The 22,228-nt window shown below is 53.4% G+C and carries 17 protein-coding genes and 1 pseudogene; 13 read left to right on the plus strand and 5 right to left on the minus strand.

The window, feature by feature from the left end; all coding sequences use genetic code 11:
* Positions 1-66: 66 nt before the first annotated feature.
* Positions 67-2,619, plus strand: a complete 2,553-nt coding sequence (gene mrcA / locus JTI85_RS20505; protein ID WP_219351948.1) for a peptidoglycan glycosyltransferase/peptidoglycan DD-transpeptidase MrcA — start codon at positions 67-69, stop codon at positions 2,617-2,619.
* A 112-nt stretch (positions 2,620-2,731) separates the two neighbouring features.
* On the opposite strand, the gene nudE is transcribed toward mrcA, so the two are convergent.
* Positions 2,732-3,292, minus strand: a complete 561-nt coding sequence (gene nudE, locus JTI85_RS20510; protein WP_048213799.1) for an ADP compounds hydrolase NudE — start codon at positions 3,290-3,292, stop codon at positions 2,732-2,734.
* A gap of 322 nt (positions 3,293-3,614) precedes the next feature.
* Here nudE and igaA point away from each other — a divergent pair, with 322 nt between their 5' ends.
* The 4 genes from igaA (at position 3,615) to hslO (ending at position 7,796) form a co-directional block, all read left to right on the plus strand.
* Positions 3,615-5,750 (plus strand): intracellular growth attenuator protein IgaA, encoded by a 2,136-nt coding sequence (gene igaA / locus JTI85_RS20515; RefSeq protein ID WP_048213551.1) that lies wholly within the window; start codon positions 3,615-3,617, stop codon positions 5,748-5,750.
* A gap of 62 nt (positions 5,751-5,812) precedes the next feature.
* Positions 5,813-6,481 (plus strand): GMP/IMP nucleotidase, encoded by a 669-nt coding sequence (gene yrfG, locus JTI85_RS20520; protein WP_048213552.1) that lies wholly within the window; start codon positions 5,813-5,815, stop codon positions 6,479-6,481.
* 10 nt (positions 6,482-6,491) lie between these two features.
* Entirely contained in the window at positions 6,492-6,893 is a 402-nt protein-coding gene (hslR, locus tag JTI85_RS20525) for a ribosome-associated heat shock protein Hsp15 (protein WP_048213553.1), read from the plus strand.
* A gap of 24 nt (positions 6,894-6,917) precedes the next feature.
* Entirely contained in the window at positions 6,918-7,796 is an 879-nt protein-coding gene (gene hslO, locus JTI85_RS20530) for an Hsp33 family molecular chaperone HslO (RefSeq protein WP_005121631.1), read from the plus strand.
* A gap of 94 nt (positions 7,797-7,890) precedes the next feature.
* Here the strand turns inward: hslO and JTI85_RS20535 are convergent, their stop codons facing one another.
* Positions 7,891-9,609 (minus strand): DUF4153 domain-containing protein, encoded by a 1,719-nt coding sequence (locus JTI85_RS20535; RefSeq protein ID WP_219351949.1) that lies wholly within the window; start codon positions 9,607-9,609, stop codon positions 7,891-7,893.
* Between the two features lie 378 nt (positions 9,610-9,987).
* Between JTI85_RS20535 and pckA the strand changes: the two genes are divergently transcribed.
* A complete protein-coding gene (gene pckA / locus JTI85_RS20540) occupies positions 9,988-11,610 on the plus strand; it encodes a phosphoenolpyruvate carboxykinase (ATP) (RefSeq protein ID WP_048213555.1) in 1,623 nt (540 codons plus the stop codon).
* A gap of 111 nt (positions 11,611-11,721) precedes the next feature.
* Here the strand turns inward: pckA and envZ are convergent, their stop codons facing one another.
* Positions 11,722-13,074: a two-component system sensor histidine kinase EnvZ gene (envZ, locus tag JTI85_RS20545; RefSeq protein ID WP_048213556.1), complete on the minus strand. Its 1,353-nt coding sequence runs from the start codon at positions 13,072-13,074 to the stop codon at positions 11,722-11,724.
* Entirely contained in the window at positions 13,071-13,790 is a 720-nt protein-coding gene (gene ompR, locus JTI85_RS20550; protein WP_001157751.1) for a two-component system response regulator OmpR, read from the minus strand. Before ompR ends, envZ begins: the two co-directional genes overlap by 4 nt.
* Before the next feature lie 225 nt (positions 13,791-14,015).
* Here ompR and greB point away from each other — a divergent pair, with 225 nt between their 5' ends.
* The 6 genes from greB (at position 14,016) to JTI85_RS20580 (ending at position 21,289) form a co-directional block, all read left to right on the plus strand.
* The gene (gene greB / locus JTI85_RS20555; protein ID WP_003023524.1) at positions 14,016-14,489 is read left to right on the plus strand and encodes a transcription elongation factor GreB; all 474 of its coding nucleotides are present in this window, start codon (positions 14,016-14,018) and stop codon (positions 14,487-14,489) included.
* A 98-nt stretch (positions 14,490-14,587) separates the two neighbouring features.
* A complete protein-coding gene (locus JTI85_RS20560; RefSeq protein ID WP_219351950.1) occupies positions 14,588-16,921 on the plus strand; it encodes a Tex family protein in 2,334 nt (777 codons plus the stop codon).
* A gap of 374 nt (positions 16,922-17,295) precedes the next feature.
* On the plus strand, positions 17,296-17,523 hold the full coding sequence (gene feoA, locus JTI85_RS20565; protein WP_003023519.1) for a ferrous iron transporter A: 228 nt from the start codon (positions 17,296-17,298) through the stop codon (positions 17,521-17,523).
* Between the two features lie 18 nt (positions 17,524-17,541).
* Positions 17,542-19,860: a Fe(2+) transporter permease subunit FeoB gene (gene feoB / locus JTI85_RS20570; RefSeq protein ID WP_061068736.1), complete on the plus strand. Its 2,319-nt coding sequence runs from the start codon at positions 17,542-17,544 to the stop codon at positions 19,858-19,860.
* 11 nt (positions 19,861-19,871) lie between these two features.
* Positions 19,872-20,108 carry a [Fe-S]-dependent transcriptional repressor FeoC gene (feoC, locus tag JTI85_RS20575; protein ID WP_003023516.1) on the plus strand — a complete coding sequence of 79 codons (237 nt, stop codon included), beginning with the start codon at positions 19,872-19,874 and terminating at the stop codon, positions 20,106-20,108.
* A 194-nt stretch (positions 20,109-20,302) separates the two neighbouring features.
* Complete coding sequence (locus JTI85_RS20580; RefSeq protein ID WP_061068737.1) at positions 20,303-21,289, plus strand: Rpn family recombination-promoting nuclease/putative transposase; 987 nt, start codon at positions 20,303-20,305, stop codon at positions 21,287-21,289.
* A 43-nt stretch (positions 21,290-21,332) separates the two neighbouring features.
* On the opposite strand, the gene bioH is transcribed toward JTI85_RS20580, so the two are convergent.
* A complete protein-coding gene (gene bioH, locus JTI85_RS20585) occupies positions 21,333-22,103 on the minus strand; it encodes a pimeloyl-ACP methyl ester esterase BioH (RefSeq protein WP_115642747.1) in 771 nt (256 codons plus the stop codon).
* Positions 22,104-22,140: 37 nt separating this feature from the next.
* Between bioH and JTI85_RS21645 the strand changes: the two are divergent.
* Positions 22,141-22,228, plus strand: a pseudogene (locus tag JTI85_RS21645) (DNA utilization protein GntX); the annotation flags it as partial.

Below are 22,228 nucleotides of genomic sequence, written 5' to 3' on the forward strand. Positions count from 1 at the left end.
CTTGCCTTTATACTACCGCGCGTTTGTTTATAAACTGCCCAAATGCCACTAAATGGGAAATCTCCAGTGAAGTTCGTAAAGTATTTATTAATCCTTGCAGTATGTTGCATCCTGCTGGGAGCAGGCTCGATCTATGGCCTCTATCGCTATATCGAGCCACAATTACCTGACGTCGCGACGCTAAAAGATGTGCGTCTGCAGATCCCAATGCAGGTTTACAGTGCTGACGGCGAACTCATCGCGCAATATGGCGAGAAACGTCGAATTCCGGTTACGCTGGATCAAATGCCGCCGGTAATGGTTAAAGCCTTTATCGCCACAGAAGACAGCCGCTTCTATGAGCACCACGGGGTGGACCCGGTGGGGATCTTCCGTGCGGCCAGCGTCGCGTTGTTCTCCGGCCACGCCTCACAAGGGGCCAGTACCATTACCCAACAGTTGGCGAGAAACTTCTTCCTGAGTCCGGAACGTACGCTGATGCGTAAGATCAAAGAAGTGTTCCTGGCTATCCGTATTGAGCAATTGCTGAGTAAAGACGAGATCCTCGAGCTTTATCTGAACAAGATCTATCTGGGGTATCGCGCCTATGGCGTGGGTGCTGCCGCGCAGGTCTATTTCGGCAAGACAGTTGATCAACTCAGCTTAAGTGAAATCGCGGTGATCGCCGGTCTGCCAAAAGCGCCGTCAACATTCAACCCGCTCTATTCGATGGACCGGGCAACTGCGCGCCGTAACGTTGTACTGTCGCGTATGTTGAGCGAAAACTACATCACCCAGGCCCAATACGATCAGGCACGTAGTGAAGCGATCGATGCCAACTATCACGCGCCGGAAATCGCTTTCTCTGCACCGTATCTGTCTGAGATGGTGCGCCAGGAGATGTATAACCGTTATGGTGAGAAAGCCTATGAAGACGGGTATCGCATCACCACCACCATTACGCGCAAAGTACAGCAGGCGGCTCAGCAGGCAGTACGTAACAACGTGATGGATTACGACATGCGCCACGGCTACCGCGGCCCGTCGAACGTGCTGTGGAAAGTGGGCGAAAGCAGTTGGGACAGCAAAAAAATCACCGATACGCTAAAAGCGCTACCGACCTACGGCCCGCTGCTGCCCGCGGTTGTCACCAGCGCCAACCCACAGGAAGCGACCGCTGCGTTGGCGGATGGAACATCGGTGTCATTACGTATGGAAGGTATGCGCTGGGCGCGTTCTTATCGTTCGGATACTCAACAAGGCCCAACACCGCGTAAAGTGACCGACGTAGTACAGACTGGCCAGCAAATCTGGGTACGCCAGGTGGGAGATGCCTGGTGGCTGGCGCAAGTGCCGGACGTTAACTCCGCACTGGTTTCGATTAACCCGCAAAACGGCGCAGTGCTGGCACTGGTGGGGGGTTTTGATTTCAACCAGAGCAAGTTTAACCGTGCCACCCAGGCGTTACGCCAGGTGGGTTCTAACATCAAACCTTTCCTGTATACCGCCGCGATGGATAAAGGCCTGACGCTGGCAAGTATGCTGAATGACGTACCGATTTCCCGTTGGGATGCCGGTGCAGGTTCTGACTGGCAGCCAAAAAACTCACCGCCGCAATATGCTGGCCCTATCCGCTTACGTCAGGGGCTCGGCCAGTCGAAAAACGTGGTGATGGTTCGTGCCATGCGCGCAATGGGTGTGGATTACGCGGCAGAGTATCTGCAGCGTTTCGGCTTTCCGGCACAGAATATTGTGCATACTGAATCACTGGCGCTGGGCTCAGCCTCGTTCACTCCGCTGCAGGTTGCTCGCGGTTACGCGGTAATGGCAAACGGCGGGTTCCTGGTCGACCCGTATTTCATCAGTAAGATTGAAAGCGATATGGGTGGCGTTATCTTTGAGGCGAAGCCAAAAATTGCCTGCCCGGAATGTGATATCCCGGTAATTTACGGCGATACGCAGAAGTCTAACGTGCTGGAAAACAGTAACGTTGAAGATGTAGCGGTATCTCAGGAACAACAAAACGCCGCCGTGCCAATGCCACAGCTTGAGCAAGCTAACCAGGCGCTGGTCGCACAAAGCGGCACGCAAGAATACGCACCGCACGTCATCAACACGCCGCTGGCCTTCCTGATCAAGAGCGCGTTGAACACCAATATCTTTGGTGAACCAGGCTGGATGGGAACCGGCTGGCGTGCAGGACGCGATTTACAGCGCCATGACATCGGCGGGAAAACCGGGACAACCAACAGCTCGAAAGATGCATGGTTCTCCGGCTACGGCCCAGGGGTGGTGACCTCGGTATGGATCGGCTTTGATGATCATCGCCGCGATCTCGGACATACGACGGCATCCGGCGCGATCAAAGACCAAATCTCCGGCTACGAAGGCGGTGCCAAGAGTGCGCAGCCTGCATGGGATGCCTACATGAAGAGTGTATTAGAAGGTGTTCCTGAGCAGCCGCTGACACCACCACCGGGTATCGTTACCGTCAATATCGATCGTAGCACCGGCCAACTGGCAAACGGCGGTAACAGCCGTACAGAGTATTTCATTGAAGGTACTCAGCCAACGCAACAGGCGGTACATGAGGTGGGGACAACCATTATTGATAATGGTGAGACGCACGAGTTGTTCTAATCTTTTGCCGGATGACGCTTCGCTTATCCGGCCTACATTTTCGGCACAATTGTTTGATATTGCTGGATTTTGTAGGCCGGATAAGGCGACATCCACCATCCGGCAATGTCGATTAAAACCGCCCCTGCCCTTTCAGCCATTCGCGTACCAGGAACAGCGCACTGACATTACGCGCTTCGTGGAAGTCAGGGTCTTCTAACAGATCCATCAAATGCGCCAGCGGCCAGCGCACCTGTGGCAATGGCTCGGGCTCATCACCTTCCAGCGACTCAGGATAAAGATCCTCAGCGACCACAATATTCATCTTGCTGGAGAAATAGGAAGGCGCCATGCTGAGTTTTTTCAAAAACGTCAGGTCCTTCGCACCGTATCCCACTTCTTCTTTCAGTTCCCGGTTAGCCGCTTCAAACACGCTTTCACCCGGATCAATTAACCCTTTGGAAAAACCAAGCTCGTAGGATTCGGTTCCGACCGCATATTCGCGAATGAGGATCAGGTGGTCATCCACAATCGGCACAATCATTACCGCTTCGCGCGTGGATGGGCGCATACGCTCATAAACACGACGTACGCCGTTGCTGAACTCAAGGTCCACGCTTTCGACTTTAAATAGCCGGGATTGTGCGACGGTTTCCACTTTCAAAATCGTGGGTTTTTGTAATGATTTGCTCATCATGAGGATCTTTGCTGTGAAATCTGGGGTTATTGTGCGATATACAGCACGGTTTCGGCAATGTGAATTGCCGTTTATTTACATTTATGTAACGTACTAAAAGTTAATCCCTATTTCAAATTAAAAGTCAATAGGTTGAAATAACTCCAGGAATTTGCTGATATTCCGTTTTTGGTGATTTTGCTATTATTCGCATTTATTGGGCTGTACTTAAAGATGCTCAAGTTCAACTCCACACTTGCCGATAGCCAACCACAGAATCACGAATATTGAACAGGGTGCGACTGACCACGCCTGACAGACTAAGTAAGATGGGGAAAGCATGAGCACCATTCTGATTTTTTTAGCTGCTTTGCTGGCCTGCTCATTGCTTGCAGGGTGGCGATTCAGATCAAAATTCAGACAACAAAAATTACCGTTGAGCAACGTCTTCTCTGACGCCTCGAAGCGTAAACTAACACCCGAAGAACGTGGCGCGGTCGAAAACTATCTCGAAAACCTCAGTCAAATTCAGCAGGTACCTGGCCCAACAGGTGCCAGTTCGGCACCGGTATCGTTAACCCTGAATGCCCAAAGTAATAGCGTCATCGTACTGACACATTCAATTACGCGCTATGGCATCACCACCGACGATCCGAATAAATGGCGCTATTATCTCGACTCCGTCGAAGTGCATTTGCCTCCCTTCTGGGAACAATACATCAATGACGAAAACAGCGTTGAGCTGATCCACACCAATACGCTGCCGCTGGTTATCTCGTTGAACGGTCATACGTTGAAAGAGTATATGCAGGAAGCGCGCGGCTACGCCCTACAGCACACCGCGTCTACTCAGGCATCTATTCGTGGTGAAGAAAGCGAGCAGATTGAACTGCTGAATATTCGTCAGGAAACGCATGAAGAATATGCTCTCAGCCGCCCGTCGGGATTGCGCGAAGCGTTACTGATTGCTGCCTCATTCCTGCTGTTCTTTTTCTGTTTAATCATGCCAGACACGTTCGTACCGTGGACCGCCGGTGGCGCGGTGTTGCTGCTGGCTGCGGGTCTGTGGGGCCTGTTTGCACCACCGTCTAAAACGGCTCTACGAGAAATCCACTGTCTGCGTGGCACTCCACGTCGCTGGGGGCTGTTTGGTGAAAACGATCAGGAGCAAATTAATAATATCTCCCTGGGTATTATTGACCTGATTTATCCACCACACTGGCAACCTTACATTGCACAGGACCTTGGCCAGCAAACGGATATTGATATCTATCTGGATCGCCATGTTGTCCGCCAGGGGCGTTTTTTATCTTTGCATGACGAGGTGAAAAACTTCCCGTTGCAACACTGGCTACGCAGCGCCGTCATTGCCGGCGGTTCGTTGCTGGTATTGCTAATGCTGCTGTTTTGGGTCCCGTTGGATATGCCAATTAAACTTACGCTTTCCTGGATGAAAGGGGCGCAAACTGTTGAGGCCACCAGCGTTAAGCAACTGGAAAAGGCAGGCGTTCGCGTGGGCGACACGCTGCATCTGAGTGGCACGGGGATGTGTAACATCCACACTCAGGGGAGCTGGAACGCACAACCCGCGACACCTTTTATGCCATTTGATTGTTCGCAGATTATCTGGAATGACGCGCGCGCCCTGCCGCTGCCTGAGTCCGACCTGGTCAATAAGGCTACCGCACTGACCCAAAGCGTTAGCCGCCAACTGCATCCCAAACCCGACGATGACTCTCGCGTCAGCTCATCATTACGCTCAGCCATTCAGAAGTCCGGCATGGTATTGCTGGATGATTTTGGCGATATTGTCCTGAAAACCGCCGATTTGTGTGCCGCCGAAGATGAATGCGTACGCCTGAAAAATGCCCTGGTTAACCTGGGTAACAGTAAGGACTGGAACGCTCTGGTTAAGCGAGCAAACGCCGGGAAACTGGATGGTGTAAATGTGCTGTTGCGCCCGGTAAGCGCCGAATCACTGGATAACCTGGTGAATACTTCTACGGCACCGTTCATTTCACGCGAGACCGCCCGGGCGGCTCAGGCACTGAATAGCCCTGCCCCCGGTGGTTTCCTGATTATCAGTGACGAAGGCAGCGACCTGGTTGATCAGCCCTGGCCGGCGACCTCGTTGTACGACTATCCGCCACAAGAGCAATGGAACGCTTTCCAGCGCCTTGCCCAGATGTTGATGCAAACGCCATTTCGCGCTGAAGGGATTGTCACCAACATCTCGACCGACGCCAACGGTACCCAGCACATTGGCCTGCACCGGATCCCGGATCGTTCAGGTTTATGGCGTTACCTTGGCACCACGCTGCTGATGCTCTCCATGCTGGGATGCGCTATCTACAACAGCGTTCAGGCATTCAGACGCTACCAGCGTCATCGTTCGCGCATCGCGGAAATTCAGGAATATTACGAGAGTTGCCTGAATCCAACGCTGCTTGAAGACCCAGAAAGCCTGATTCGATAACACGCCCGCGCGACGGAATATGCTACCCTGTCGCGCATCTTATTTTCCTCTGGGGAGTTTCCATGCACATAGATATTGCCTGGCAGGACGTCGACACCGTTCTGCTGGATATGGACGGTACGCTGCTCGATCTGGCATTCGATAACTATTTCTGGCAAAAACTGGTGCCGGAAACCTACGGCGCGCAGCAGGGTATCTCTCCCCAGGAAGCCCAGGAATTTATTCGTCAGCAGTATCATGCCGTACAGCATACGCTAAACTGGTACTGCCTGGATTACTGGAGCGAACGTCTGGGTCTGGATATATGCGCCATGACAACCGCACAGGGACCACGCGCCGTACTGCGTGAAGATACGGTACCGTTCCTTGATGCCCTAAAAGCGAGCGGCAAACGTCGTATTTTGCTCACCAATGCGCATCCGCATAACCTGGCGGTGAAGCTTCAGCATACCGGTCTGGCCTCACACCTTGATTTATTACTTTCCACCCACACATTTGGTTATCCCAAAGAGGATCAGCGGTTATGGCACGCTGTCGCTGAAGAAACGGGAATGAGTGCAGAGAAGACGTTGTTTATTGACGACAGCGAACCAATTCTCGACGCCGCTGCTCAATTCGGCATTCGTTACTGCCTCGGCGTAACCAATCCCGACTCAGGTACAGCGGAAAAACAGTACGCACGCCATCCGTCACTAAATGACTACCGCCGACTGATCCCCTCACTGATGTGAAGGAGACGCCATGAAAGAGAAGCCCCCTGTCGAAGTCAGGCTGGATAAATGGCTGTGGGCAGCACGCTTTTATAAAACGCGCGCAGTCGCCCGCGAAATGGTTGAAGGCGGTAAGGTGCATTACAACGGGCAGCGCAGCAAGCCGAGTAAGATTGTCGAGCTAAATGCCACCCTCACCCTGCGCCAGGGAAATGACGAACGAACGGTCATTATTAAAGCCATTAGCGAGCAGCGCCGCCCGGCAACTGAAGCCGTTATGCTGTATGAAGAAACCGCAGAAAGCGTGGAAAAACGCGAAAAAATGGCGCTGGCGCGTAAACTTAACGCGTTAACCATGCCGCACCCGGACAGGCGACCGGACAAAAAAGAGCGCCGCGACCTGTTACGATTTAAACATGGCGACAGCGAGTGACTGTCACCTGCAAGAGAGATGATTATGCCGCAACATGACCAATTACATCGTTATCTGTTTGAAAACTTTGCCGTGCGCGGCGAACTGGTAACCGTTTCGCAAACCCTGCAACAGATCCTCGAAAATCATACTTACCCACAGCCGGTCAAAACCGTGCTGGCGGAGCTGCTGGTTGCCACCAGCCTGCTGACCGCGACGCTGAAGTTTGCCGGTGATATCACCGTACAACTGCAAGGCGACGGTCCGTTGAGCCTGGCGGTCATTAACGGCAACAACAACCAGCAGATGCGCGGCGTGGCTCGTATACAAGGCGATATCCCTGAAGATGCCGATCTGAAAACACTGGTTGGCAACGGCTATCTGGTGATCACTATTACACCGGAAGAAGGCGAACGCTATCAGGGCGTGGTCGGTCTGGAAGGTGACACGCTGGCGGCCTGCCTGGAAGATTACTTCATGCGTTCAGAACAGCTGCCGACACGTCTGTTTATCCGCACTGGCGACGTCGACGGTAAACCTGCTGCTGGCGGTATGCTGTTGCAGGTCATGCCAGCGCAAAACGCACAGGCAGATGATTTCGATCACCTTGCCGCACTGACAGAAACCATCAAAGCCGAAGAGTTGCTGACGCTGCCAGCCAACGAAGTTCTGTGGCGTTTGTACCACGAAGAAGAAGTCACCCTCTACGATCCTCAGGATGTTGAGTTCAAATGCACCTGTTCACGCGAACGCTGCGCGGGCGCTCTGAAAACGCTGCCGGATGAAGAAGTTGACAGCATTCTGGCAGAAGAAGGTGAAATCGATATGCACTGCGATTATTGCGGTAGCCACTATCTGTTTAACGCCATGGATATTGCAGAGATCCGCAGCAACGCCTCCCCTGCCGATCCACAGGTGCATTAATCCCCGTTTTGCCCGGTGGCGCAACGCTTATCGGGCCTACGGCAAAACTTTTGTCGGCCGGATGAGGCGCTCGCGCCGCCATCCGGCAACAGATTCACTCATTGTAATAAGTCATCGGCAGTCGTTTGCCATTAATGGTGATATCCCGCCAGACTCTTGAAGCTGAATCCAGTTGATGATTCGCCAGCGCCTGCAGCAGTTGATCCTTATTGAATCCCTCCGGTAGCCGGGCTGTCGCGATCAACACCCATTTGTTTTCCTTAACGCCAAAGACCAGGCTCTCCCCATCGCCAAAAGCATACAATACTTGCTCGGGCTGCCCATCCGCGTTGAGATCCTGATCCACCAACACACACGCATCCTGCTCAATACAGGAGGCGATCCGGTAGCGCTGCCCCTTTAAAAACGACCAAAACGCGTCATCGGGCTTCTTGCTTCCCGGTGCAATCATCACCTTCGGCGCTAACTGCGTTGCCGTCAGCTCATTTACCGGATCGCGATGCCCCCGCAGGATGGCATTTAAATCACGCCTGCGCTTGCTGTCTTTGTTGAATACATCGTCTTTTTGCAATGCTTCCAGTGCGGCGCGACCGGGTTTTCCGCTGTGATCCAGCATATACAGACTGACCTGGTCAGCCGTAATTTTCCCGCTGTAGTAGCGCCCCATATGGCTGTTGACGCTAATACGCCAGACATCAATGACCGGCGACGTCAGCAGAATCAACAGGCCCAATGTCAGGAGCGAAACGCCAAGAATGACCTTTCCCTGAATATCGAGCGGGTTGCCTCCAGCGCGCAAAATACTGATCAGATAACCGAGGGACCACACCAGTAATACAAAGACCACCAATGCGCCATACAAACGCTCAGGCGTCCAGCCATACTGATGAATTCTCAGCCACATTGCCCAACCGGCAATCAGCATATAGAGAGGAGCAACAACCAGTGAAGCGTTAATCAAGTAACGTAATGCGCCAGGATAAGGTAACGCCTCTTTGTGCGGCTCGCGCACAATGGCCATCAGCAACAGGAAGATCAGCGTCAACGTGGACATCAGGCCAGCCGCTGACACGCGCTGTGAGATAGCGTCCAGTCCGCTAAAAGGCAGGGTCAGCATAAACATCAGCGCTAACAGTGCAACCAGCGGGAGTAAACCTGTGGCAAGGAACGTCAGCAACTTTTGCACCGCAGCGACCAGACGCGACTGCGTACGTGCCAGCACTACTGCCAGTGCGGTGATCAGACCTAAAGCCAAATAAACAAACCAGTCAGTCTCAAAGAAAAGCGTGTTGAAGAAGGTGATTCCGACCAGTTGAAACATTTCACTCCACAGCAGGAGCACCAGCCAGAACAGGCCGTTGGCCACAAAAGCGATCAGCAGCGTCAGCGAGTTAAGCCACAGGTAGGTATAAAACTGCGGATAGCGAGCCTGTTCACGACGGGCATGAAGTTGATATTGAATCCACGGCAAAGCCAGCATCGCCATCAACAGTAAGCGCCAGCCGTAGGCAAAAAAAATGTCATCCTGCCGCCATCTGTCACTGTCTGCCACACTCCATTTCAGCCACACACTCATCGCCAGCACAACCACACAGATCAACGCCATCCAGCACCATAGAGCACGTTGCTTAAATGAGACGACAGTCAGCAAAAGCGCAGAGGAGAGCGCAATCGTTACGGGCATCCCGTAGAACAGCCAGTCACTGTTCTGCGGCGCAAGATACGCCATCAGCAGGTAGCACACACACCCTTGTAGCAGTCCGATAAAGATCATGCCCCAGCGGGTCGTTGGTGAAAGCTCAACACTGTCCATGTCGTTTTCCAGAAAGAAGAGAAAATCTAATTATCGCATCAACTTCACAAATATGAGTATTTGTCGGTCCATTTCGGAGCCCAACTGCGCGAGGTGAATCGATATTGTTTATGTTTGAGTTACGTTTTTTTCTTACATGAATGCGATTACACTCACAAGATTCCCGCCAAAAACACTCTCTATTAACGTTTTAAGAACATTTTCCACAACAAAAAAGGGTTTCCTGCCATAATATCCGCCTCTTTGTGACAGGAGTCGCAGCGTATTCGGTTATTCGTGGAATCACCGGATGCGTAAATCTATGAGCCTTGTCGCGGTTAGCAATCCCTAAAAAACCTTACTATTCCAGGTAATACATATTGGCTAAGGAGCAGTGAAATGCGTGTGAACAACAGTTTAACCCCGCAAGATCTCAAGGCTTATGGTATCAATGACGTTCAGGATATCGTTTACAATCCAGACTACGACACGCTTTATCAGGAAGAACTTGATCCAAACCTGGAAGGTTATGAGCGTGGCGTGTTAACGAATCTGGGCGCCGTTGCAGTTGATACCGGTATCTTTACCGGACGTTCGCCAAAGGATAAGTACATTGTCCGTGACGACACCACACGAGATACACTCTGGTGGTCCGACAAAGGTAAAGGTAAGAACGACAACAAACCGCTTTCCCAGGAAACCTGGCAGCATTTGAAAGGGTTAGTCACCCATCAACTCTCCGGCAAACGTCTGTTTATCATTGATGCTTTCTGCGGTGCTAATGCGGATACCCGTCTTTCCGTGCGCTTCATTACCGAAGTCGCCTGGCAGGCACATTTTGTCAAAAATATGTTCATCCGCCCGAGCGACGAAGAACTGGTTGATTTCAAACCTGATTTCATCGTGATGAACGGTGCAAAATGCACTAACCCACAGTGGAAAGAACAAGGTCTGAACTCCGAAAACTTCGTGGCGTTTAACCTGACTGAACGCATTCAGTTAATTGGCGGCACCTGGTACGGCGGCGAGATGAAGAAAGGTATGTTCTCCGTCATGAACTACCTGCTGCCGCTGAAAGGCATTGCATCCATGCACTGCTCGGCAAACGTCGGTGAAAAAGGGGATGTGGCGGTCTTCTTTGGCCTGTCCGGTACCGGTAAAACCACGCTGTCCACCGACCCGAAACGCCGCCTGATTGGCGATGACGAACACGGCTGGGATGACGACGGCGTATTTAACTTCGAAGGCGGTTGCTACGCGAAGACCATCAAACTGTCTAAAGATGCTGAGCCGGAAATCTACAACGCAATCCGCCGTGATGCCCTGCTGGAAAACGTCACCGTGCGCGAAGATGGTTCTATCGACTTCGATGATGGTTCCAAAACCGAGAACACCCGTGTGTCCTACCCGATTTATCACATCGACAATATCGTTAAGCCGGTGTCAAAAGCGGGTCATGCAACCAAAGTCATCTTCCTGACCGCCGACGCATTTGGCGTACTGCCACCGGTTTCTCGCCTGACGGCGGACCAAACCCAGTACCACTTCCTGTCTGGCTTTACCGCCAAACTGGCTGGCACCGAGCGTGGCGTCACTGAGCCTACGCCAACCTTCTCTGCCTGTTTCGGCGCGGCATTCCTGTCGCTGCACCCAACGCAGTACGCAGAAGTACTGGTGAAACGCATGCAGGCGGCTGGTGCACAGGCTTATCTGGTGAATACCGGCTGGAACGGCACCGGCAAGCGTATCTCAATCAAAGATACCCGTGCGATTATCGACGCCATCCTGAACGGATCTCTGGATAACGCGGAAACGTTCCGTCTGCCGATGTTTGACCTGGCAATCCCAACCGAGCTGCCGGGTGTGGATACGCGTATTCTCGATCCGCGTAATACCTACGCATCCCCGGAGCAGTGGCAAGAAAAAGCCAACGCACTGGCGAAACTGTTTATCGAGAACTTCGAGAAGTACACCGACACCCCTGCGGGCGAAGCGCTGGTTAGCGCCGGACCGAAGCTGTAACGAAAAGTGCCGGATGGCGGCTTTGCCTTATCCGGCCTACTGCAACTGATAAGCGCAGCGACATCAGTCGGTTAGCGAAATAAAAAGGGAGGCATTTAGCCTCCCTTTTTTCTACGCGTCTTTCGTTGTCCCCTGCGTGCGCGTGAATGGAACCGGAAGCCAGGCGCGTATCGACAGCCCGCCTCGCTCACTGGTGCCAATTTCCAGCATACCGTTATGGTTATCAATAATACGCTGTACAATCGCCAGTCCCAGGCCCGTGCCGCTGGTGCTACGCGCGCTGTCACCGCGCACAAACGGCTGGAACAGGTGTTGACGCTGTTCCGGTTTGATACCCGGCCCGTCATCTTCGACCTGGAACCAGGCGCGATGCGCTTCCATACCGCTACTGACCTTAATCCAGCCATTACCGTAGCGAGCAGCGTTAACCACCATATTAGCAACCGCGCGCTTGATAGACAGTGGGTGCATCTTCACCTGAATGACGCCTGGGCGTAATGCAGTATCAATTTCACGCTCGTAACCACTTTCTGCCGCGATCACTTCACCTAATACCGAGTTCAGATCGGCCATCTCCATCGGCATCTCCTGACCCGTCCGCAGATAATCGATGAACTGTTCGATAATGGCATTACACTCTTCAATGTCCTTATTGATGGACTCCGCGAGGTATCCGTCTTCTTCGCCCATCATTTCCGTCGCCAGACGGATACGCGTCAGCGGGGTGCGTAAATCATGGCTCACGCCCGCCATTAACAGCGTACGGTCATCGGCCAGCTGTTTTACGCCGGCGGCCATATGGTTGAAGGCTCGGGTAACAGAGCGTACCTCAGAGGCACCATACTCGCGCAGCGGCGGTGGAATAATGCCTTTCCCCACCTGTAACGCCGCATGTTCAAGATCCACCAACGGTCGGTTCTGAATACGGATAAACAGCCACGCGCCACCGATAGCCAGCAGCATAATCGCCAGCGTATAGCGGAACAGCGGTGAGAAATCACCCTGATGGATTTCCGTAAGCGGCACGCGTACCCAGATGTTGGGCGACAGCCAGGTTTTCAGCCACACGACCGGCGAGCTCTTGTTCACCTCAACGCGGACTTCCGTCGGGCCGCCCAGCTGCTGCGCCATCTGGTGGCTTAAGAATTCATAGTGTTGCGCCCAACGCAGACCGGCTTCTTCAGCGGCCTCGTTGGAATAGAGGGAAATACCGAGCTCACGGTAAATTTCCCGACGAAATGCAGGTGGCACTACCAGTTGCGTACCGTCCTCCAGTTGCAGTTTATCAGTCATCAGCATACGGACTTCGTAGGCCAGGACCTTATTAAACTGCTGGAGGCTCGGCAGAATCGCGAAGTTCAGCACCACAAGGTAGGTTGTCACCAGGCTTGCAAACAGCAAGGTGACGATAAGCAATAACGTGCGAGCAAACGAACTTCGTGGCGAGAAGCGCATTCGCCTCATGCTTTAGAACCGTCCGGAACAAAGACGTAGCCCAGACCCCATACGGTCTGAATATAACGAGGGTGCGCAGGGTCTTCTTCCACCATACGACGCAGACGAGAAATCTGCACGTCGATGGACCGCTCCATCGCCGAATATTCACGACCACGGGCCAGGTTCATCAGCTTGTCGCGGGACAGCGGTTCACGTGGGTGGCTTACCAACGCTTTCAGCACCGCAAATTCACCGCTGGTAAGCGGCATAGGCTCATCCTCGCGGAACATTTCACGAGTCCCCAGGTTCAGCTTAAACTTACCGAAAGCGATAACAGCTTCTTCCTGAGAAGGCGCGCCCGGCAGTTCGTTCGCCTGGCGACGCAATACAGCGCGAATACGCGCCAGCAGTTCACGCGGGTTAAACGGTTTCGGAATGTAATCGTCAGCGCCGATTTCCAGTCCAACGATACGGTCCACTTCTTCGCCCTTCGCCGTGACCATAATGATCGGCATCGGGTTGCTTTGGCTGCGCAGGCGACGGCAAATAGACAGGCCATCTTCTCCCGGCAGCATTAAATCCAGCACCATCAGGTGGAAAGACTCACGGGTCAGCAGACGATCCATCTGCTCAGCGTTTGCGACGCTTCGAACCTGGAAGCCCTGCTCGGTCAGATAACGTTCCAGAAGCGCACGCAAGCGCATGTCGTCATCGACCACCAGAATCTTATAGTTCTCTTGCATTGTTATTACTCCCAAAGGTTCGCAACAATTAAGTGTATATTCTTAAGAAAGCTAGCGTGAGTCACCAGCGAATTCTGGTATGAATTCCAGGCTAAATTGTTACAAAGCATATTAAACAGCAGCTTAAGTATACAATGTTTCTCGCAATACATTATTTATTCTGTTGATATGCTCATGTAATACTAATTGTGCGCATCATCACAGAGTCGAAGGCAAAACAATAAGATGAAAACGCCCCTGATAACCCGTGAAGGGTATGAAAAACTCAAACAAGAGCTCAATTACCTCTGGCGTGAAGAGCGCCCGGAAGTCACCAAGAAGGTTACCTGGGCCGCAAGTCTGGGCGACCGCAGCGAAAATGCTGACTACCAGTATAATAAAAAGCGCCTGCGCGAGATCGACCGCCGCGTCCGATATTTGACCAAGTGCATGGAGAATCTGAAAATCGTCGATTACTCCCCGCAGCAGGAGGGTAAAGTCTTCTTTGGCGCATGGGTTGAGATTGAAAATGACGATGGCGACATCCGCAAATTCCGTATTGTTGGCTACGATGAGATCTTCGGTCGTAAAGATTACATCTCTATCGATTCGCCGATGGCGCGGGCGCTGCTGAAAAAAGAGGTCGGCGATCTCGCGGTGGTGAACACCCCTGGCGGGGAAGCCAGCTGGTACGTGAATGAGATTGAATACGTTAAGTGAGACCGGAACAATCCGAAGCCCCCGTAGATGACTGGCATTTTTGCCAGTCAATCCGTATAACTATCCCCTGATTTTTTATCCTATAGACGAAGCTATCCATGATGAATGATTCTTTCTGCCGCATTATCGCAGGTGAAATTCAGGCTCGTGCTGAACAGGTAGAAGCTGCCGTTCGCTTGCTTGACGAAGGGAACACCGTGCCGTTTATCGCACGTTATCGTAAGGAAATCACCGGCGGTCTGGATGATACGCAACTGCGTAATCTGGAAACCCGTCTGGGATATCTGCGTGAACTGGAAGACCGCCGTCAGGCAATCCTGAAATCTATCGGCGAGCAAGGCAAACTGACCGACGATCTGGCGAAAGCAATCAACGGCACGTTAAGTAAGACCGAACTCGAAGATCTCTATCTGCCGTACAAACCTAAGCGCCGTACCCGTGGGCAGATCGCCATTGAAGCAGGCCTTGAGCCGCTGGCAGACCTGCTGTGGAACGAGCCGTCTCACGACCCGGAAACGGAAGCCGCTAAATACCTCAACGCCGACAACGGCGTGGCGGATACCAAAGCCGCACTCGACGGAGCACGCTACATTCTGATGGAACGCTTCGCAGAAGACGCCGCCCTGCTGGCGAAAGTGCGTGATTACCTGTGGAAAAACGCCCACCTGGTCTCCACCGTGGTAAGCGGTAAAGAAGAGGAAGGCGCGAAGTTCCGCGACTACTTCGATCACCACGAACCGATCTCTACCGTGCCGTCTCACCGTGCGCTGGCCATGTTCCGTGGCCGTAACGAAGGCGTGCTTCAGCTTTCGCTGAATGCCGATCCGCAATTCGATGAGCCGCCAAAAGAGAGCCACGGCGAACAGATTATCCAGGATCACCTGGGACTGCGCCTGAACAACGCCCCTGCCGACAGTTGGCGTAAAGGCGTGGTCAGCTGGACATGGCGAATTAAGGTGCTGATGCACCTCGAAACCGAGCTGATGGGCACCGTGCGTGAACGTGCCGAAGATGAAGCGATTAACGTCTTCGCCCGTAACCTGCACGATCTGCTGATGGCCGCGCCTGCGGGGCTGCGCGCCACTATGGGCCTCGATCCCGGTCTGCGTACCGGCGTGAAGGTGGCGGTTGTTGACGGCACCGGCAAGCTGGTCGCGACCGACACCATTTATCCACACACCGGTCAGGCCGCCAAAGCCGCAGTTGCTGTAGCGGCGCTGTGTGAAAAATACAACGTTGAACTGGTGGCGATTGGTAACGGCACGGCGTCACGCGAAACCGAGCGTTTCTTCCTCGACGTGCAGAAACAGTTCCCGAAAGTCACCGCACAGAAAGTGATCGTCAGCGAAGCCGGGGCATCGGTTTACTCTGCTTCCGAGCTGGCGGCGCAGGAATTCCCGGATCTCGACGTTTCATTGCGTGGCGCGGTGTCTATCGCCCGTCGTCTGCAGGACCCGCTGGCTGAGCTGGTGAAAATCGATCCGAAATCGATCGGCGTGGGCCAGTATCAGCACGACGTTAGCCAGACGCAGCTGGCGCGTAAGCTGGATGCGGTGGTGGAAGACTGCGTAAACGCCGTCGGCGTCGATCTCAATACCGCCTCCGTTCCGCTGTTGACCCGCGTGGCCGGCCTGACGCGCATGATGGCGCAAAACATCGTCGCCTGGCGCGATGAGAACGGTCAGTTCCAGAACCGTCAGCAACTGCTGAAAGTCAGCCGTCTGGGGCCAAAAGCCTTTGAACAGTGCGCGGGCTTCCTGCGCATCAACCATGGCGATAACCCACTGGATGCCTCCACCGTTCACCCGGAAGCCTACCCGATCGTGGAACGCATTCTGGCCGCCACCGAGCAATCGCTGCGTGACCTGATGGGCAACAGCGACGAACTGCGCAATCTGAAAGCTGCCGATTTCACCGATGAACGTTTCGGGGTACCGACTGTCACCGACATCATCAAAGAGCTGGAAAAACCGGGCCGCGACCCGCGTCCTGAATTTAAAACCGCACAGTTTGCCGATGGTGTAGAAACCATGAACGACCTGCTGCCGGGGATGATTCTGGAAGGGGCGGTCACCAACGTCACCAACTTCGGCGCGTTTGTGGATATCGGCGTTCATCAGGATGGACTGGTGCATATCTCTTCATTGTCGAATAAGTTCGTCGACGATCCACACACCGTGGTGAAAGCGGGCGACATCGTGAAGGTGAAAGTGCTGGAAGTTGACCTGCAACGCAAGCGTATCGCGCTGACCATGCGCCTGGACGAGCAGCCGGGTGAAACCAATGCGCGTCGCGGCGGCGGGAACAACGATCGCACTCAGGGCAATCGCCCAGCGCCAAAAGCGGCGAAACCGCGTGGTCGTGACGCCCAGCCTGCGGGCAACAGCGCGATGATGGATGCGCTGGCGGCGGCAATGGGTAAAAAACGCTAAGTTTGGATCATGTGCCGGATGGCGGTGTAAACACCCTGTCCGGCATATTTAATATATTATCTTCTCTCCGCCCCTTATATTTATCACCTCATTAACAAATAAAACCTTAATTAAACATTAAGAAAGTCAATAATGACACTGCAGAAACATTCATTCCAAAGCGGAATAAATGTTGAGAAATATCAAAATTGGCTCAAATTATTGTTCAATTCTACATTCCGTCACATTTATTCTATTGATGATAGAAACCATTCTCATTATCATTGTTTTGTTGATTATTTACTCTTTCCTTACGTTGGCTAATCATCTGGTCTCATGCCGCCCTGTCGCCCCATGAGGTAATCATCCAGTTAGCGAGATATAAGTAGGTCCCTATGCAATTCACTCCTGACAGTGCGTGGAAAATTACCGGCTTTGCCCGTGAAATCAGCCCGGCTTATCGTCAGAAACTGTTGTCACTTGGCATGCTGCCCGGCTCCTCCTTCAACGTGGTACGCGTCGCCCCGCTCGGCGATCCTATCCATATCGAAACGCGTCGCGTAAGCCTGGTATTGCGTAAGAAAGATCTGGCGTTATTAGAAGTGGAAGCGGTTTCCTGTTAATACAGTGAGTCTATAAAAATGAAAAAACTAACCATTGGTTTAATTGGTAATCCTAATTCCGGCAAGACAACCTTATTCAACCAGCTCACCGGCGCGCGCCAGCGTGTAGGTAACTGGGCTGGCGTTACCGTTGAGCGTAAAGAAGGTCATTTCGCCACAACGGACCATCAGGTCACGCTGGTGGATTTACCTGGCACCTATTCACTGACGACAATCTCATCCCAGACCTCTCTCGATGAGCAAATTGCCTGTCACTATATTTTGAGCGGCGACGCAGATCTGTTGATCAACGTGGTCGATGCGTCAAACCTTGAACGCAACCTCTACCTGACGTTGCAACTGCTTGAGTTGGGCATCCCCTGCATCGTCGCGTTGAATATGCTGGATATCGCAGAAAAGCAGCAAATCCGTATCGATATCGACGCCCTCTCAGCGCGTCTTGGCTGCCCGGTGGTGCCACTGGTTTCCACCCGCGCCCGCGGTATTGAAGCGCTGAAACTGGCGATCGACCGCTACAAAGAAAACGACACCGTCGAGCTGGTCCATTATGCCCAGCCGCTGTTGCAGGAAGCGGACTCCCTCGCCGACGCGATGGCCAAAGACATGCCACTGAAACAGCGCCGCTGGCTGGGTCTGCAGATGCTGGAAGGCGATATCTACAGCCGCGCTTACGCCGGTGATGCCGCGCAAAACCTGGATGCTGCCGTTGCTCGTCTGAGCGAGACAATGGACGATCCGGCGCTGCATATCGCCGATGCGCGCTATCAGTGCATTGCCGCTATCTGCGATACCGTCAGCAATACTCTGACGGCAGAGCCGAGCCGTTTCACCACCGCGGTAGATAAAATCGTTCTCAACCGCTTCCTCGGACTGCCGATTTTCCTGTTCGTGATGTACCTGATGTTCCTGCTCGCCATTAACATCGGCGGCGCGCTGCAACCGTTGTTTGACGTCGGCTCCGTGGCGCTCTTTATTCATGGTATTCAGTGGATTGGCTACACGCTGCACTTCCCGGACTGGCTCACTATCTTCCTAGCTCAGGGCCTTGGCGGCGGGATTAACACCGTGCTGCCGCTGGTACCGCAAATCGGCATGATGTACCTGTTCCTCTCCTTCCTTGAAGACTCCGGCTACATGGCGCGCGCCGCATTTGTGATGGACCGTCTGATGCAGGCGCTGGGACTGCCGGGCAAATCGTTTGTCCCGCTGATCGTCGGCTTTGGCTGTAACGTACCGTCCGTGATGGGCGCACGTACGCTGGACGCCCCGCGTGAGCGTCTGATGACCATCATGATGGCGCCGTTTATGTCCTGCGGCGCACGTCTGGCGATTTTCGCCGTCTTTGCCGCGGCGTTCTTTGGTCAGAACGGTGCGCTGGCGGTCTTCTCGCTGTACGTACTGGGTATCGTGATGGCGGTGTTGACCGGCCTGATGCTCAAACACACCATCATGCGTGGTGAAGCAACGCCGTTCGTGATGGAGCTGCCGGTATACCACGTGCCGCACATCAAGAGTCTGATCATTCAGACCTGGCAGCGCCTGAAAGGCTTTGTTCTGCGTGCGGGTAAAGTCATCATCATCGTCAGCATTTTCCTCAGCGCGTTTAACAGCTTCTCGCTGAGCGGAAAAATCGTCGACAACATCAACGACTCTGCGCTGGCCTCCGTTAGCCGTGTTATTACTCCAGTGTTTAAACCGATTGGCGTTCACGAAGATAACTGGCAGGCAACCGTAGGTTTGTTCACCGGCGCGATGGCGAAAGAAGTGGTAGTTGGTACACTGAACACGCTCTATACCGCAGAAAACATTCAGGAAGAAGAGTTCAATCCGGCAGATTTCCACCTTGGCGACGAGCTGCTCGGTGCGGTGGATGAAACCTGGCAAAGCCTGAAAGACACCTTCAGCCTGAGCGTACTGGCCAACCCTATCGAAGCCAGCAAGGGCGACGGAGAAATGGCGACGGGCGCAATGGGCGTGATGGGTGAGAAATTTGGCAGCGCCGCCGCCGCGTACAGCTACCTGATTTTCGTGCTGCTGTATGTGCCGTGCATTTCAGTGATGGGCGCTATCGCACGTGAATCCAGCCGTGGCTGGATGGGCTTCTCGGTTTTGTGGGGGCTGAATATCGCTTATTCACTGTCAACGCTGTTTTATCAGGCGGTCAGCTACAAAGAGCACCCGACCTACAGCCTGGTGTGCATTTTAGCGGTCATCCTGTTTAACATCGTGTTGCTGGGCCTGCTGCGTCGAGCTCGTAGCCGTGTGGACCTCGCACTGCTGGCGACCAACAGAACGGCAAGTTCCTGCTGCTCCAGCACCACTGGCGATTGCCACTAAGGTTATCGACAATGGCATCGCTTATTCAGGTTCGTGATTTATTGGCTTTGCGGGGGCGCATGGAGGCAACACAAATTAGCCACACGCTGCACACCCCGCAGCCGATGATTGACGCCATGCTGAATCAGTTAGAAAAGATGGGCAAAGCGGTGCGGATTCAGGAAGATGCCGATGGGTGTCTTTCCGGAAGCTGCAAAAGTTGCCCGGAAGGTAAAGCCTGCCTGCGCGAATGGTGGGCTTTACGCTAGTGTGCCGCTCCTGCCGGATTCAGCGTTTATGCTGATATTCGGCTTTTTGCGTAACGGCTCCCACAACGATTTCACTGTTTCAGCAAAACAGATCTATCCCTCAGCCTTCCGCGCAGAACTATCAACTCGTGGATGATTACTGTCGATCGAGCAAGTAGAGTCTCGTCATCTTATTTCCCAGGTGACGGATCGCCATGAATACTGACACGACAGCTACGCCGCATGACGCGATTTTCAAAACGTTTTTGAACCACCCAGCGACCGCCCGCGATTTTCTGCAACTTCATCTACCCGACTCTTTGCGTGCACTTTGCGATCTGAACACACTACAACTGGAATCGGGCAGCTTTATTGAAGATGATTTGCGCGCGTACTATTCAGACGTGTTGTGGTCGCTGAAAACTCGTGAAGGCGATGGCTACATTTACACCATCATTGAACATCAGAGTACCGCGGATGCTCATATGGCATTTCGCCTCATGCGCTATGCCATTGCCGTAATGCAGAGGCATCTGGACGCGGGCCATAAGCAACTACCGTTGGTGATCCCCCTACTTTTTTATCATGGTACCGTCAGCCCATATCCCTATTCACTTTGTTGGCTGGACGAGTTTGATGACCCGGAGTCCGCCAGACAACTTTATAGCACCGCGTTTCCACTGATCGATATCACCGTTGTACCCGATGACGAGATTATGCAGCACCGCCGGATGGCGCTGCTGGAGCTCATCCAAAAACATATACGTAAACGCGATTTGATGGGGTTAGTAGAAAAACTCGCCATCCTGCTTGTTAAAGGACACGCTAATGACAACCAGTTGAAAGCCCTGTTTAATTACCTGATGCAGGCCGGGGACACCGCGCGTTTTAGCGAATTTATTCACCAGGTCGCCGAACGTTTACCTCAACACAAGGAAAAGTTGATGACTATTGCCGAAAGATTACGTCAGGAAGGGCACCTTAATGGTCTTCAGGAAGGTCACAGGAAAGGGTTACGAGAGGGATTACAAGAGGGGTTACGAGAGGGATTACAAGAGGGGTTACGAGAGGGTTTGCAACAAGGCAAACGTGAGGAAGCTCTGCGCATTGCAACAACCATGCAGGTTGATGGCATAGACCCGCTGACTATCTGCAGAATCACCGGCCTGACTGCTGAGGATCTGGCTACGTGCAGCCATTAATCCCCAGCCCGGCAGCATGATTCTACCGGGCAAAACAGCGGATTTATAGCCGCTGTTTTAACGCCACCAGCGCTGAGCAGAACTCCGCCGGATGCGAGATAAACGGCGCATGCGCCGCCTTAGCAAACACCAAAGACTCGCTCTGCGGCCACAGTGCATCCAGCATCGGGACGACTTTGCGCGGCACCAGCCCGTCAAGATAGCCGTACAACCGCAGGAAAGGCATTTCCACCGCGCACAGCGGTTCTCGCAGATCGACTGTTTTCAGGATCTCCAGCCCGCCATTAAGCACCTCGACGTCCGGCATGGGTAAAGCCAGCACCGTTTTCTTCAACGCTCGCGCATCCTGACGCGCGGTTTCCGTACCCATCGTTTGCAATGCAAGAAAACGCTCCACTGTACGCTGGAAATCTTCGCTCAGCTGCTGCTGGAAGCCTGCCAGCACCTCTGGCTTGATACCCGGCCACTCATCCCGCGCGCTAAAGCAAGGGGAAGACGCGACGGTCACCAGCGCCTGAACACGCTCAGGATGCGTCAAGGCTACCTGACTCGCGACCAGCCCGCCCAGACTCCAGCCGAGCCAGATAGCTTTCTCCGGTGCCTGTTTCAATACCCGCTCAGCCATCTCTTCCAGCGACATTGCACCGAAACCCTGGCTACGACCAAATCCCGGTAAGTCGACAAGATGCAGCGTGAAATGCGAGCTCAGTTCCTCGCTTATGCAATGCCACACTTGCGCATTCAGTCCCCATCCGTGCAGCAGCACAAGATGGCAATTTCCCGAACCCTGGGTCTGCCACCAGATGTCATTCATCAGTTATTGTTCTCTTTTAGCCTGAAAGGATGCATCTATGCTAACAGTACCGGGATTGTGCTGGCTATGCCGAATGCCCCTAACGTTAGGGCATTGGGGGATCTGCTCAGTCTGTACGCGGGCAG

This window comes from Citrobacter sp. Colony219 (genome assembly GCF_019382635.1).
GTDB classification, from domain to species: Bacteria; Pseudomonadota; Gammaproteobacteria; order Enterobacterales; family Enterobacteriaceae; genus Citrobacter; species Citrobacter youngae.